This is a genomic window from Mycobacterium sp. TY815 (genome assembly GCF_030755135.1).
GTDB lineage: Bacteria > Actinomycetota > Actinomycetes > Mycobacteriales > Mycobacteriaceae > Mycobacterium.
In genome coordinates, this window is record NZ_JAUFRX010000001.1 from 4,129,556 (window position 1) to 4,143,006 (window position 13,451).

Below are 13,451 nucleotides of genomic sequence, written 5' to 3' on the forward strand. Positions count from 1 at the left end.
GGGCCGCGGTTGGGAGAAAAGTTGCTCGTGCGTCCTGTGGGCTGGATCACGCCGCGTACGGGAGTCGGCGGCACCCCGGGAGAACTGGAGGATTGTCATGGCCGACAGAGTGAGTGGTTCCCCGGGCGCGAGCACGGCCCCCACCGCATCGGGTCCGGACGGCATCCGCAACGTCGTCCTGGTCGGGCCCTCCGGCGGCGGCAAGACCACCCTGGTCGAGGCGCTGCTCGTCGCTGCCGGAGTGTTGTCCCGGCCCGGGTCGGTCACCGACGGCAGCACGGTCTGCGACTTCGACGACGCCGAAATCCGCCAGCAACGGTCGGTGGGTGTCGCGGTGGCGTCCCTGGCGCACGCCGGCGTCAAGGTGAACCTGGTGGACACACCCGGATACGCCGACTTCGTCGGCGAACTGCGCGCCGGACTGCGTGCCGCCGACTGCGCCCTATTCGTCATCGCCGCCAACGAGGGCGTCGATGAGCCCACCAAGTCGCTGTGGCAGGAGTGCAGCCAGGTCGGGATGCCCCGCGCGGTGGTCATCACCAAGCTCGACCACGCCCGCGCCAACTATGGCGAGGCGCTCGATGCCGCGCAGAACGTGTTCGGCGACAAAGTTTTACCGCTGTACCTGCCGACCGGCTCCCCCGTGTCGGGCTTGATCGGGCTGTTGTCGCAGACTCAGTACAACTACTCCGACGGCAAGCGCACCGAGTCGGAGCCCGACGCCTCCGAAGCCGACCGGATCGAGGAAGCCCGCGGCAGCCTGATCGAAGGCATCATCGAGGAGTCCGAGGACGAATCGCTGATGGAGCGCTATCTCGGCGGTGAAGTCATCGACGAGTCAGTCCTGATCCAGGATCTGGAGAAGGCGGTGGCCCGCGGGTCGTTCTTCCCGGTCATCCCGGTATGCAGCAGCACCGGTGTGGGCACCTATGAACTACTGGAAGTCGCCACCCGAGGCTTCCCGTCGCCCCGCGAACACCCACTCCCGGAGGTCTTCACACCGCAGGGCGCCACGCACGAGGAATTGGCCTGCGACGTCGACGCGCCACTGCTCGCCGAGGTCGTCAAGACGACGTCGGACCCCTACGTCGGCCGGGTCAGCCTGGTCCGGGTGTTCTCCGGGACCATCAAGCCCGATGCGACGGTCCATGTATCGGGACACTTTTCGTCGTTCTTCGGCAACGGCAGCTCAGGTCCGCACGGGCACGGCAGCACGCACCCCGACCACGACGAAGACGAGCGGATCGGGGTGCTGTCGTTCCCGCTCGGCAAGCAGCAGCGGCCCGCATCCGCAGTGGTGGCCGGCGACATCTGCGCGATCGGCAAGCTGAGCCGGGCCGAGACCGGCGACACGCTGTCGGACAAGGCCGAACCGCTGGTGCTCAAGCCGTGGAACATGCCGGAACCGTTGCTGCCGGTCGCGATTCAGGCGCACGCCAAGACTGACGAGGACAAACTGTCGGTCGGGCTGGGGCGGTTGGCCGCCGAAGACCCCACGCTGCGGATCGAGCAGAACCCGGAGACACACCAGGTGGTGCTCTGGTGCATGGGTGAGGCCCATGTCGGCGTGGTGCTCGAGGCGTTGTCGAACCGCTACGGCGTCACCGTGGACACCGTCGAATTGCGGGTGCCGCTGCGAGAGACGCTGGGCGGCAAGGCGAAAGGCCACGGGCGGCACGTCAAGCAGTCCGGTGGCCACGGCCAGTACGCGGTGTGCGACATCGAGGTGGAGCCGCTACCGGAGGGCGGCGGCTTCGAGTTCGTGGACAAGGTGGTCGGCGGTGCGGTGCCGCGCCAGTTCATCCCGAGCGTGGAGAAGGGCGTCCGGGCGCAGATGGAGAAGGGCGTGCACGCCGGCTATCCGATGGTGGACATCCGCGTCACCCTGCTCGACGGCAAGGCGCACAGCGTCGACTCCTCAGACTTCGCGTTCCAGATGGCGGGCTCGCTGGCCTTGCGCGAGGCGGCGGCCGCGACGAAGGTGATCCTGCTGGAACCGATCGACGAGATCTCGGTGCTGGTGCCCGACGACTATGTCGGCGCCGTGATGGGCGACCTGTCCGGCCGTCGGGGCCGGGTGCTGGGGACCGACACCGCCGGCCACGAGCGCACGCTGGTGAAAGCCGAGGTGCCGCAGGTGGAATTGACCCGCTATGCCGTCGACCTGCGCTCCCTGGCGCACGGTGCGGCATCGTTCACCCGCACGTTCGCCCGCTACGAGCCGATGCCCGAATCCGCTGCCGTCAAGGTGAAGGCGACGGCCGGTTGACAACGTCACCCGGGCCGGCCGAAGCGCGCCGACACCGCGCGGCGGTCCAGCGAGCCCTTGGCCGTGTGCGGCAGGTCCTCGGCTTCCTGGAAGGTGGCGGGAATCTCGAAGGGCGCCAGACGATCCCGGCAGAACTCGGTGAGTTCGTCGGCGGTGGGTGACGCACCCCGCGGCACGACGACGGCCGCGACGGCTTCCCCGTACATCGGGTGCGGCACGCCGAAAACGGCCACTTCCAACACATTCGGGTGAGTGGCGAGGACGCCTTCGACGCGCTCCGGAGAGATCTTCTCCCCGCCGCGGTTGATGAGTTCCTTGATCCGCCCACGGATGCTGAGGTCACCGGCCTCGGACAGCGTCCCCAGGTCACCGGTGCGCAACCATCCGTCGGTGAAGTTCGCCGCGGTGATCGTGGGATCACCGAGGTAGCCCCGGACCACGGTGGCGCCGCGCAGCCACACTTCGCCGACGGCGCCCGGCTCGACGGGCTGCCCGTCGTTACCGGCGATGCGGATCTGCGGCCCGGTCGAGCGGCCGACCAGTCCGGTCGAAGCCGCGGGGTTGGTCTCCTGGTCGATACCGGTGCTCGCCACCTGGTGGGTGGCCTCGGTCATCCCGAAGGCACACACCACGGGCGCGGAGAACTCGGTGTGCAGCGCCTCGGCCACCTCGGGAGTGAGCGGCGCGCTGCAGGAGCGGATGAAACGCAAAGCGGCGTTGGGCTTTTCCTCTGATGACGCCCGCTCCAGCAGGATCTGGTGAATCGTCGGCACGGCCGTGTACCAGGTCGCCCGCACCGCGTCGATGTCGTCCCAGAAGGTATGCGCCGAGAACCGTCCCCGGGCGGGCAGCAACACGGTGCCACCGGATGCCAGGGTCGCCAGCAACGCGGCGATCAGCCCGTGCCCGTGGTAGAGCGGCATCACCGCGACGGTGGCGTCGCGCGGGCCGAGCTGATATCCGGCGATGATGGCCCGCACCGACCCGGCGATGTTGTCGTGCGTCCAGGGCACCATCTTGGGCAATCCGGTGGTACCGCCGGTGAACATGATCATCGCGTCGTCGTCGTGCAGGCCCTCCGGGGAGTCCGTCGCCGGGTCCGGCTCGGTGGAAGCGGTCAGGCGCGCCGTGAACGCGCCGTCCACGGGGGTCACGGTAATCGGCCACCATCCGGACTCGTGGTCGTCGACCAGCACGGCACGGGCACCCGCGGCCTCGCTGCGGGCGCGTTGCTCTGCGACCGGCAGCGCCGGGTCCAGCGGAACCACGATCAGGCCCGCGCGCAAGGCCGCCAGCAACCCGACGACGAACTCGGCATTACTGCCCGCACGCAGGGCCACCCGGTCCCCCGGGTTCAGGCCGGCCCCGGTCAGTTGGGCGGCCAGGTCGTCAGTGAGACGAAGCAGGTCGCGGTAGGTGATCGGGATGCGGTCGTCGGTGACGATGAGCGCGCGCGCATCCGGCGCGTGGGTGGCTGCCGCTTCGATCAGATCGGTGAAGCGCACATTCTGCACGGAAGTCATTCACAGCTCCTTCGTCCGTCTCAACGAGAACCCTGCCGGTGCTGGTCAGCGCTGTCCAATACCGATCCGCTAATAGTCGATAAACAGCGTGAATCACCGGATAGCGACCGGGTCTTGGACACGGCAGCCGAACCGGACGACAGTGAGTGCCGAGACACCAGCCAAGAGAGGGGCGGCCACCATGACCGAACCGCTGACCGACGGCTTTCACCTGGTGGTGGATGCGCTGAAGGCCAACGATGTGGACACCATCTACGGGGTCGTGGGCATCCCTATCACCGATCTGGCGCGCACGGCGCAGGACGCCGGCATCAGGTATATCGGCTTTCGTCATGAGGGATCGGCCGGCAACGCCGCTGCCGCCGCCGGGTTTCTGACGCAGCGCCCCGGTGTGTGCCTGACGACCTCGGGTCCGGGTTTCCTCAACGGCCTGCCCGCATTGGCGAATGCCACCACGAATTGCTTTCCGATGATTCAGATCTCAGGATCCAGCAGCCGGGCGGTGGTGGACCTGCAGCGCGGTGACTATCAGGACATCGACCAGCTCAACGCGGCAAGGCCATTCGTCAAGGCGGCCTACCGAATCGCACGCGTCGAGGACATCGGGCGCGGCGTTGCGCGGGCCGTTCGCGCAGCCCTATCCGGCCGGCCGGGCGGTGTCTACCTGGACATTCCGGGCGAAGTGCTAGGACAGTCGATGACGCGATCCGCAGCGGCAGAATCGATTTGGCGTGTGGTGGACCCCGCGCCCCGCCAGCTGCCGGCGCCCGAGGCGGTCGACCGGGCACTCGACATCCTGGGCCGGGCCGCCAGACCGCTGATCGTGCTGGGCAAAGGCGCCGCCTATGCCCAGGCGGACAAGGTGATTCGGGAATTCGTAGAAAGCACCGGCATCCCCTACCTGCCGATGTCGATGGCCAAGGGCCTGCTGCCCGACTCGCACCCGCAATCGGCCGCGGCCGCCCGTTCGCTGGCCATCTCCCGCGCCGATGTGGTGCTGCTCATCGGTGCCCGGCTCAACTGGCTGCTGGGACATGGCGAGTCACCGCAATGGTCGGCCGACAGCAGGTTCATTCAGGTCGACATCGAGGCGGCGGAGTTCGACAGCAATCAGCCGATCGAGGCGCCGCTCGCGGGTGACATCGGATCGGTGATGGCGGCGTTGCGCGATGGCCTGGGCGATCACCCGATCAGCGCGCCAAGCGAATGGGCTGCCGAACTCGCCGCGCGCAAGGCCCGCAACGACGCCAAGATGGCCGAGCGAATCGCCGAGGATCCGCACCCGATGCGTTTCTACAACGCGCTGGGCGCCATTCGGACCGTGCTGCAACGTAACCCGGACGTCTATGTGGTCAACGAGGGGGCCAACGCGCTGGACCTGACCCGCAATGTCATTGACATGGAGCTGCCGCGACACCGGCTGGACACCGGAACCTGGGGCGTGATGGGCATCGGTATGGGCTACGCCATCGCCGCGGCGGTCCAGACCGGCCGGCCCGTGGTCGCCATCGAGGGCGACAGCGCATTCGGCTTCAGCGGCATGGAGATCGAAACCATTTGCCGCTACCGGCTTCCCGTCGCCGTCGTCATCCTCAACAACGGCGGCGTGTATCGCGGTGACGAAGCGGGCTCCGGGTCCGACCCGGCGCCGACGGTACTGAACTCGGGCGCACGTCACGAGTTGCTCGCAGAGGCGTTCGGCGGCAAGGGATATCACGTGACGAATCCGGAGGAACTGGAAGCTGCGCTGTCCGAAGCCCTCGATTCAGCCGGACCCGCCCTGATCGACTGCCGGCTCGACCCCGCCGCCGGTGTGGAAAGTGGGCACCTGTCCGCCCTGAATCCCAAGAGCGCCGCGACGTCTACGGGTTGAGGTTGCGCAGCTGCGCGGCAAAGAACTCGTCGAGTTTGAGGTGCCGGGCCGAGGTGACCAGCGCGCGGGCCACCGGCGATCCCGGGCCGGATGCGTTGGTGGCCAGCCCGATCAGCGCTCGCGGTGCGGGATCGGTCAACTCGACAGCCCGGATCTCGCCGCGGGTCGGTGTCATCCAGAGCCAGGTATGCGGCACGATGGTGGCCCAGTTGCCGTTCGCCACTTGCGCGAACAAGGAAGCAACGGAATCCGTCTCGACCTGGGGGTGCACTGTGACGTCATGTTCGGCGAACGCCGCGTCGATGACCTGCCGGTCGCGCATGTCGGTGGTGAGCAGGGCCAGTGGCAGCTGCGCCGCGTCCGGCCAGCGCAGCGTGGATGCGCCCGGCGGCAGCATGTCCGATCGCGCCAACAGCACATACTGTTCCTCGTAGAGCGGCAGGAGTGCCACATCCTGGCTGTCCCTGACGTCCGCCGGATGCGCGATGACGGCGTCGAGCTCGAACTCGTGCAGGCGCCGGTACAGTTCGGTTGTCGCCAGCCGGGAGCTGATCTGCACCTTTGCCAAGGGGTGGGCCGAGCAAAAGGCCGACAGCACCAGGGACGCCGTCGTGGACGCGGTCGGCACGGTGCCCAGCCGCAGCGTTCCGGTAATGCCGGACTGCACCGCGTGCACCTCGGCCTTGAACGCGTCGTGCTCGGCCAGAATCCGCTTTGCCCACACCACCAATCGCTCCCCCTCGGGGGTCAGCCCCTCGAAACTGTGGCCGCGATTGATCAGCGTCACGTTGAGTTCTCGCTCAAGCTTGGCAATTGCCGCCGACAGCGCTGGTTGGGAGACGTAACACTTCTCGGCGGCGCGGGCGAAATGGCGTTCCTGGGCCACCGCGACGAAGTACTCCAGCTGGCGGAAGAGCACCCGCACCTCCTGGTGGCCGTGGGCACGATCCCGCTGAGGCTAACGCGTGCGTCCCGGCCGGGCCAGTCTGGCGCCGCGCTCCGTCCCCGCTACGGCGAAATTGTTTGCTATGGCCCGCGGTCCCGGGATAGCCCCTAGAATGACGGAGTCGTGTTTATCGCACCGTCCCGAAGGGTGAAGGCCATGCGTCGAGCGGTTCGTTATCTGTTTGTCGTGGTGGCCAGCGCGACAATGGCCGCGGCCGGGTCGGGCAGCCCGGCCACCGGCGCCGTCCCGGTACCCCACCCCGTGCCCGGCGTCGCCTCGATTTTCCCGTCCAACGGCGCGGTAGTGGGGGTGGGAGCCCCCGTCGAGGTGACCTTCACTGCCCCGGTGCTCGATCACCGTGCCGCCGAGCGGTCCATCCACATCGGCTCGCCGTCGAACATGACCGGTCACTTCCGCTGGCTCGACGGCAACCTCGTGCAGTGGGTTCCAGACCGGTACTGGCCCGCGCACAGCCACGTGTCGGTGGGCGTGCAGGAACTGACCGAAGGCTTCGAGACCGGTGACGAACTGCTCGGTGTGGCAAGCATCTCCGCGCACACCTTCACCGTCAGCCGCAACGGCGAGGTGCTGCGCACCATGCCGGCCTCGATGGGTAAGCCGAGCCGCCCCACACCGATCGGCAACTTCAACGCCATGTCCAAAGAGCGCACCGTCGTGATGGACTCGCGGACGATCGGCATCCCGCTGAACTCCTCCGACGGATACCTGATCACCGCCTCATACGCGGTTCGCGTCACATCGAGTGGCGTGTACGTGCATTCGGCGCCGTGGTCGGTGGGCCAGCAGGGCTATGCGAACGTCAGCCATGGCTGCATCAACCTCAGTCCGGACAACGCCGCCTGGTACTTCAACCAGGTCAACATCGGCGATCCCATCGACGTGGTGGCGTAAAGCTCACCCCACTCCGGCCTGGACGATCTTCACCACCACCAGCACCACGGCGACCACCAGGTAGGCCCGCAGGGTGAACAGGCCCGCGCGCCGCGTGGGTGACATCACCGGGCGCTCGAGTGTCGCGAGATCCGGTGTCTGCCAATAGTTGAGGTCCTGCGCGCGCTCCGCGCGGGTCAGCCGCGGCGTCGGGTCCCGACGATTCGAGAGGACCGTGACGACACCCCCGAGGATGCCAACTAACACACCGGCACCCATCCCGATCCCGATGGTCGACGTCGACAGCCGCGGAAACAGGGTCGCGGCCGTCAACGCCAGCGACAGCAGTACCAGACTCCACACGATGGTCCAGGCAACGATGTTCTGCCGCAGGCTGTTTGACCACGGCCCCAGCAACGTGCGGTCGTTGCAGAGCAACACCAGGAACACGGTGGCCGACGGCAGCACCACACCCGCCAGAGCCTGCACGCCCTGCGTGATCAGGCCCAGCACATGGTCCGGGCTGAACGCGACGGCCGCCGACACGGCGAGCAGCAGCGCGTAACCGCCGTAAAACCATGGCGCCTCGGTGATCTTCCAGTGCAACGAATGCCGCTTGCCGAGTGCGTCGCCGACGGCGTACGTGGTGGCCAGCCCGATCGCGTTGGCGCCGATCAGTGATGCGTCGAGCAGGATGACCGCGAACAACACGCCGACGGTCCTGCTGCAGTGCTGAGCCAGACCCGCGGCCACCGCACCTGCGTCGGTGAAGTTGCCGGCATCGGGGGTTCCCGCCAATCCGAAGGCGGTCACCGCCATCAGAGCCGTCGCCCCGACCACCACCACGACGATGCCCAGCGCGAGATCGGCACGCGCGTAAGGGATCCAGCGCGTGGTGATGCGCTTGTCCACCACGTTTGACTGCTGGAAGTACAACTGCCAGGGCGCCACCGTCGTGCCCACGATCGCGACGACCAACAGCAGCACCGTCGAGTTGAGCCCACCAGGGAACTGCGGCGTCAGCCCGCCGATTGTGGCGGTCCAGGTCGGACGCACGAGCAGCGCCATCGGGATGATCACCACATTCACCGCAATCAGCAGGAACATCAACGCTTCCCAGCGGCGAAACGATCCCCCGGCCACCACCGCGAACAGCAACACGGCGGCGGCGGGGATCGCGACGCTCTTCGGGCAACCCAGGAACCCGAGCGCCAGCGACACGCCGATGAACTCGGTGACGATCGTCAGGGCGTTGAGCAGCAACAGATCACCGACGCTGAATGCGCCCCAGAACTTTCCGAACCGCTGAAAGATCAAGCGTGCGTGCCCAACTCGGGTGACCACGCCCAGCCGCAGCGCCATCTCCTGGTTGACGTACAGCACCGGAACCAGCAGCGCCAGCGTCCACAACAGGGCCATCCCGTAGTTCTGGCCGGCCTGCGCGTAGGTCGCGACGCCACCGGCGTCGTTGTCCCCGACCATCGCGATCAGGCCGGGACCGCTGATGACCAGCAGAGTCCGCAGCCGACGCCAGCGTCCGTTGACGTGGCCGTCGCGGCCGATACGGCCGAAGGCGCCGACGATGTCGCCGGTGTGCGCGCGATCCAGCACCGGAGGTTCCGCCACCGCGGGCAGCACTGGACGAGGGCTTGAGAGCGACGTCATGCCCTAGACCGCCAGCACCGCAAGGGGGCTCCGCGCTACGTAGGCGTCGGCCCGCTCTTGGGCGGTCATGTGCAGCGAAGCCTTCAATGCGCCGGCCCAGCGGCGAATGGCGAAAGTCACGTTGGTCATTGGACTACTCCTGACGGAAAGCCCGACCGGCTCGCGTCTGGCGCGGCAGTATCTCAGCCGGCGGATATGCCGGAGCCGGATCGGGACAGGATGGATTTCAGATACGGACTATCGCCGGGACTCATCTCGCCCTCACCCCCTCACGGCCAGGACACACGCGGGTGTCACCATATCCACCACAGAGAGACGCGAACGCCCGACAGAACGTCGAGCGCACCCCTCTCGTCGGAGCTTTGGCACTGCACGGCGTATCCGGGCCGAAGACCGGAAGCCACTTGGGCTCAACCCTTAAGCCGGGAAGAGCTGTCCTGACCCGGGGCGTCTTTCGACGTTCGGGGTCAGTGGCCTGTATCCATGCAGACGCCTCACCTACCGAGGTGCTTGCAGGTCCCATGGTGGCACTGCGATCCCAGCACGTCAAACGCGGTAGTCACGGCAAGCGCCTACCCTCGGCGGTATGGCAAACACGTTGCAGGATCCCGCGGTGGCTTCGACGCTCGAGCGGATGTACAGCGCCGCGCAGGACCAGATGGCGCAATTGCAGGCGAGGAGCGGCGATTTCGACCGCCCGATGACGGCGGCCGAGCGTACCGAGGCAATGAGCGAGTTCTACATCCCGGTGACACCGGAAGCCGGTCAGCTGCTCTACGCGCTGGTGCGGGGTAGCCGTCCGGCGACGGTCGTCGAATTCGGGATGTCCTTCGGCATCTCCGCGATCCATCTGGCCGCGGCCGTCCGGGACAACGGCAGTGGCACCGTCATCACCACCGAGCTCAGCGACAGCAAGATTGCCGCAGCCAAGCAGACATTCGCCGAGACGGGGCTCGACGGGGTGATCTCCATCCTGGAGGGCGACGCCCTGTCCACCCTGGCCGACCTGCACGGTCCGGTCGACTTCGTGCTGCTGGACGGGTGGAAGGACCTGTACCTGCCGGTGATCAAACTGCTGCAGCCGTCGCTGTCCCCGGGTGCACTGGTGGTCGCCGACAACACCGAGTCGGCCGACCTCAGGCCGTATCTGGATTACGTGCGCGATCCGGGCAACGGTTACGTGAGCTTCAACTTCCCGGTGCGGGCCACTGACAGCATGGAATTGAGCTGCTGGACCGGTTAGCGGACCGACTCTTCCAGCCAGGGCAACATCCACTTGACCCCTTCCGGGGTGAGGTGCACACCGTCGCTGCGGACCTTGATGCCGTCGACCTTGGCGGTGTAAACGCCGTCCGGGCAGAGCTTTTTGTTTAGGTCGACGATACCGACCTTCGGACGCTGCCCAATTGCGTTGCGCAACATGGTGTTCCACTGGTTGACCCGGTCCGGTTGGTCCTCCGGGTACAGCCGTCCGTCCGGTTTCTCACCGCCGCGGCTGTAGGGCACCGTGGCGACCATCACCCGTACCCCGGTCGAGCCCACGATGTCGAGCGCCCGATTCAATTCGAAGTTCAGGTACGCGTCGAACGCCGGGTCGCCGATGTGGGTCCACTTGCCCTCGTTCACCCGGTCGACAGTCTCCCAACGGCCGATGACCAGGAGCGCGACATCCGGTCGGTCCTGGGCGATCTGGGCTGCCCAGCGGCCCGGCCAGGTGTCGCATTCGGGTCGCTGCTCCAGCGTCTGACCGATGTAGCGGTACGGCGTGCCGCGCACCAGGCTGCACCCGATGACGGTGTGGTCGATGAACCGGAACCCGGGTGTGGGCGGCAGGAAGTGCATCATCGTCCAGCCGATCGAATCACCGAACACCGAAACGGTGAACGGCTGATTGGGATCTCGCGGACCTGGCGCCGGCCGGTTGTCGATGGGGGGTGAGGGCGACACCGCCGCCACCGCGGAAACCCCGGGCGGCAAGCCGACTTCGTGCAGGCCGGTGCCGACCGGCACCACCAGGATCGTCGCCGCGGCAGCGCTGGCCACGGTGGCCGCGGCCAACGGCAACAGCGGAACCCGTTGCGGCCGCCAGCGCCGGATCGGTTGCTCGATCGCCCAATACGAGATTCCGGCCACCGCGAGCGTGAGCACACAGCGGGCGCCGAACAGGTTGAGTCCCGACCATCCGGTGCGTTCACCGTTGAGCACCAGGAAGATCGGCCAGTGCCACAGGTAGACGCCGTAGGAGATCGCGCCCAGCCACACCAGCGGGCGCCAGGCCAGCACCCGCGCCACCATTCCCCGCTGCTCGAGTGCCACCGGGGCGACCACCAGGACGGCGGCTATGGCCACCACGATCAGCAGCCCGTGCCGGAACTCGCTTGCGCTACCCGAGGCGTAGTGCGTCAGCGCCGCCAGCGCAGCCAGACCGGCAACCGGCAGTGCCCGTGCCACCCGGCGTGCCCAGCGGGTCCGGATCAGGCACCACCCACGGTTCAGCGCCGACCAGTCTCTGACCAGTAGGGCTGACGCCGCGGCACCCACCAGCAGCGCCTGGGCGCGGGTGTCGGTGCCGAAATAGATCCGGTCGCGGGTGGTGTCGGAGGTGAAGACGATCGCGGCCGCGGCCGAGGCCGTCGCACCGAGCGTGGCAATCACAAAGGCGGCGAACCGAACATGACCGACGGTGATCTTGGCGAAGTAGCGCCGGGCCCGCGCGGCCAAGATCAAGGTGATCCCGATCAGCAGTACCGGCCAGACGATGTAGTACTGCTCCTCCACCCCCAGCGACCAGGTGTGCTGCAGCGGAGACGGCGCGCCCTGGGTGAAATAGTCGGTCTTCTGGGCCACGAACCGCCAGTTGGCCACCCACGCGAAGGCGGCGATCGCGTCCCCGCGCAAACCGTCGAGCGACTGGTAGGGCAGAAACTCGCGGGCGACGCCCACGGTGAGCACCATCAGCACCAGGGCCGGCAGCAGGCGGCGCGCACGCCGTATCCAGAAGCCGGTGAGGTCGATACGACCGGAGCGTCCCAATTCGTCGAGCAACAACGACGTGATCAGGAATCCGCTGAGGACGAAGAAGATGTCCACGCCGATGAAGCCGCCACCGACACCCGGAACACCGCCGTGCCCGATCAGCACCAGGACGACGGCTACGGCACGCAGGCCGTCCAACGCGGGGATGCCGCTAGGCCGGTCCCCCCGGTCCCACGCCGCCCGTCGGCCGGCCCGCCGCACGGGAGCAACCCATCGAGACCTGGGTGCAGAACGTGCCGGTGCGGGATTCTTTCCGCCCGGCTCGGTTTTCGCTGTCAGCGCGCCCTGACCACGTCCTCGTCCGGCGCCGAATGTGATGCCGATACGTCGCTGCCCCTCCTCTTGATCCGAGAAATTTTAGGGGCGGCGCGGCCGGAATCGGGGTACGACACGCGGAATTGCCGAAGAACCGCAACGGATTTGCCGCGCCGGGGCTAGCTGCCGGTGAAGGCGGCGGGGCGCCGCTGGTGGAATGCCGACGCTCCTTCGATGAAGTCGTCGGACTGCACCAGGATCGCCTGTCCTTGCAGCTCGCGTTCGAACGCAACCTCAATCCCGTCCAGACTGGCCGCGTTGATCGCCGCCTTGGTGGCCGCGAACGCGGCCGACGGACCGGTCAGCAGCGCCCGGATGACCTTGGCCGCCTCCCAGTCGAGTCGCTCTGGTGGATGAATGGCGCTGATCAGACCCCACGTCAGTGCCTCAGCCGCGGACAGTCGCTCGTTGAGCAACGCGATGCGCATCGCCCTGCCGCGGCCTATCGTCGCCGCCAGTGAGGCCGAAGCGCCGGCGTCGGGCATCAGTCCCATTCTGGTGACTCCCAGCGTGAAATAGGCCGTCTCGGCCGCCAGCACCAGGTCGCACGCCAGGATCAGGGAGATGGCGTTTCCAGCGGCCGGGCCTTGCACGACGGCGACGACGGGCTGTGGCATCGCGGTGATGGCGCGCACCACCCGATTCCCTTCTTCGCCGAAGTTGATCGCCGAGCCGACGCCGTGCCAGTCGTCGACGTTCATGCTGGCTCCGGCGCTGAAGGCGCGGCCCGCACCACCCAGTCGCACGACCTTGATTTCGGGGTCGGTCGCCGTGGCCTCCAGCAGGTCGGCGAGACCCGACAGCACCGGCACGGTGAGCGCGTTGAGACTTTCCGGCCGGTCGAACGTCACCGAGAGCACTCCGTCGACCCGACTGACCGATAGCCCTTGCAGCGTGGTCGTCAGTTCTGCTTCGTAGTTGCGCATGCCCGTC

Annotated in this window: 10 protein-coding genes and 1 riboswitch; of the genes, 4 read left to right on the top strand and 6 right to left on the bottom strand. The window is 67.5% G+C overall.

The genetic code is table 11. From position 1 onward, the window contains the following. Positions 1-97: 97 nt before the first annotated feature. Positions 98-2,269 (top strand): elongation factor G-like protein EF-G2, encoded by a 2,172-nt coding sequence (locus tag QXK92_RS17930; protein WP_306243403.1) that lies wholly within the window; start codon positions 98-100, stop codon positions 2,267-2,269. Between the two features lie 5 nt (positions 2,270-2,274). On the opposite strand, the gene QXK92_RS17935 is transcribed toward QXK92_RS17930, so the two are convergent. Then, a complete protein-coding gene (locus tag QXK92_RS17935; protein WP_306243405.1) occupies positions 2,275-3,792 on the bottom strand; it encodes a FadD7 family fatty acid--CoA ligase in 1,518 nt (505 codons plus the stop codon). A 181-nt stretch (positions 3,793-3,973) separates the two neighbouring features. Here QXK92_RS17935 and oxc point away from each other — a divergent pair, with 181 nt between their 5' ends. Then, positions 3,974-5,665, top strand: coding sequence for an oxalyl-CoA decarboxylase (oxc, locus tag QXK92_RS17940; RefSeq protein ID WP_306243407.1), 1,692 nt, complete (start codon positions 3,974-3,976; stop codon positions 5,663-5,665). Here the strand turns inward: oxc and QXK92_RS17945 are convergent. Then, positions 5,655-6,584, bottom strand: a complete 930-nt coding sequence (locus tag QXK92_RS17945) for a LysR family transcriptional regulator (RefSeq protein ID WP_306243409.1) — start codon at positions 6,582-6,584, stop codon at positions 5,655-5,657. The two genes, oxc and QXK92_RS17945, sit on opposite strands and share 11 nt — an antisense overlap. Before the next feature lie 183 nt (positions 6,585-6,767). On the opposite strand from QXK92_RS17945, the gene QXK92_RS17950 reads away from it, so the two are divergent. Further along, positions 6,768-7,523, top strand: coding sequence for a L,D-transpeptidase family protein (locus QXK92_RS17950; protein WP_306243410.1), 756 nt, complete (start codon positions 6,768-6,770; stop codon positions 7,521-7,523). Positions 7,524-7,526: 3 nt separating this feature from the next. Here the strand turns inward: QXK92_RS17950 and QXK92_RS17955 are convergent, their stop codons facing one another. Both QXK92_RS17955 and QXK92_RS17960 read right to left on the bottom strand, forming a co-directional pair. After that, entirely contained in the window at positions 7,527-9,167 is a 1,641-nt protein-coding gene (locus QXK92_RS17955; protein ID WP_306243412.1) for an NRAMP family divalent metal transporter, read from the bottom strand. A gap of 3 nt (positions 9,168-9,170) precedes the next feature. Then, positions 9,171-9,296, bottom strand: coding sequence for a hypothetical protein (locus tag QXK92_RS17960; RefSeq protein ID WP_306243414.1), 126 nt, complete (start codon positions 9,294-9,296; stop codon positions 9,171-9,173). A 210-nt stretch (positions 9,297-9,506) separates the two neighbouring features. Next, positions 9,507-9,680: riboswitch (M-box (ykoK) riboswitch) on the bottom strand. 73 nt (positions 9,681-9,753) lie between these two features. Between QXK92_RS17960 and QXK92_RS17965 the strand changes: the two genes are divergently transcribed. Further along, positions 9,754-10,410 carry an O-methyltransferase gene (locus tag QXK92_RS17965; RefSeq protein ID WP_306243416.1) on the top strand — a complete coding sequence of 219 codons (657 nt, stop codon included), beginning with the start codon at positions 9,754-9,756 and terminating at the stop codon, positions 10,408-10,410. Here QXK92_RS17965 and QXK92_RS17970 read toward each other — a convergent pair. Together QXK92_RS17970 and QXK92_RS17975 are read right to left on the bottom strand one after the other, a co-directional pair. Then, a complete protein-coding gene (locus QXK92_RS17970; RefSeq protein WP_306243417.1) occupies positions 10,407-12,404 on the bottom strand; it encodes an acyltransferase family protein in 1,998 nt (665 codons plus the stop codon). The genes QXK92_RS17965 and QXK92_RS17970 overlap by 4 nt on opposite strands. Positions 12,405-12,637: 233 nt before the next feature. Continuing rightward, positions 12,638-13,444 carry an enoyl-CoA hydratase gene (locus QXK92_RS17975; RefSeq protein ID WP_306243419.1) on the bottom strand — a complete coding sequence of 269 codons (807 nt, stop codon included), beginning with the start codon at positions 13,442-13,444 and terminating at the stop codon, positions 12,638-12,640. Positions 13,445-13,451: the final 7 nt, after the last annotated feature.